The sequence below is a fragment of the uncultured Campylobacter sp. genome (assembly GCF_937997595.1).
Classification (GTDB): Bacteria; Campylobacterota; Campylobacteria; order Campylobacterales; family Campylobacteraceae; genus Campylobacter_B.
The window spans coordinates 1-1297 of record NZ_CALKTS010000274.1 but is presented as its reverse complement, the minus strand read 5'-3'; the positions used below and the strand labels follow the sequence as shown (position 1 = coordinate 1297).

At 39.7% G+C, this 1297-nt stretch carries 1 protein-coding gene; it reads right to left on the bottom strand.

Annotated features, from left to right (window positions below; translation table 11 throughout):
* Positions 1-211 precede the first annotated feature (211 nt).
* Positions 212-874: a hypothetical protein gene (locus Q0614_RS09040; RefSeq protein WP_298788179.1), complete on the bottom strand. Its 663-nt coding sequence runs from the start codon at positions 872-874 to the stop codon at positions 212-214.
* Positions 875-1297 lie beyond the last annotated feature (423 nt).

Sequence of the window (1297 nt, the reverse complement as noted above, 5' to 3'; positions counted from 1 at the left end):
TTGAAAATTTACATCGGCATATGAATTTCGCGTAGAATTTCGCGGTGCGATATGGAATTTGTAAAATTTCAAGCGCTCGCGCGTAATTTTAGATTGGATTTTATGCTTTATTTTGCAGGCGTCGTCCATAAATTTTTATTCCAAAGCTCTGCGCCCGAAATTCCTTTAATCCTAAACCAAGCGATAAGTTCTAAAATTTCAGATAAAATGATTACCGTAAGTGCGGCATAGCGGGCGCAGGCGCGCTGCTATACCACGACTTATCGACGTCGAGCATTTTAAGAAGTTTAAGAAGCGCTTCCCACGTTAAAGTTATCACGGCGCAAAGATAGAAAATTTTGCTTCCGCTTGCCTTGCCGAGCAAGTATAGCGTGGCGACCCGCTTCCAAAGAACGATGAGCGCTAGCATAATATTTGCGGTGCTCCAAAGAGCTATGATTTGAGATTTTCCGATCTCAGATAGATGCTCCAAGCTCGCATAAAGCGCACCCATTGCGCAATAAAAGGCTCCTTCGAAGGAGCTGCCGTTTTGCTGCAGAGCGTAATCCCAGATATCAAGACCGGTATAATTTAGCGAATAAAATAGCATCGCGCCCAGCAAGGCGGCATATATCACGTAGGCAAAAAACATAGCGCGATACGCGTTAAAGACTTTGCTAGCGGAGATATCGGAGATCGTTTTAGTCGCGGAGAGCTTAAAGCTCATCGAAGTAAAAATCACGGCGACGATTGCGGTCGCAGCGGCGAAAAATCCTCTCATCGTAATATCGTGCAAAAACTCGCAACAAGCCCAAATGATCAGGTAACAGCAGATCGATAAAACGCTAGAGGCTATGCCGCGGAATTTTATGGCGCTTAAAGTATCGCGCTTCATTTTTTTGCCTTTAGATTTTTAAAATTTTATGGCGGAGATTATACTTGCCTGGTTTGAAATTTAGATAAATTTAGAAACACCGCGTTATTGAATTTTAAAATTTCGCATCGAGCGCAAGAAAAAATTTACTAAGAGCAGTACAAGGGGAGGGCGTAAATAAAATTTGAATGGAATTTTAATCTATTTTGCCTTAAAAGGTTGAATTCCAAAATAGGGGCAGCAAATTATCAATTTACGAGTAAACGTAGGGCAATTTGGTTTTTGCGTTATAAATTATGAAATTTTATTTTATCCTGCGCGGCGTGTCTATATCATAAAGTAATTAATTTTAAATTTAAAAGCTAAATGGAACGATAAGTAAGGCAGAATATAAAACCTAATGATAGAAAATTTACATTTAATCTTTTGGTTTCTTTAGACGAT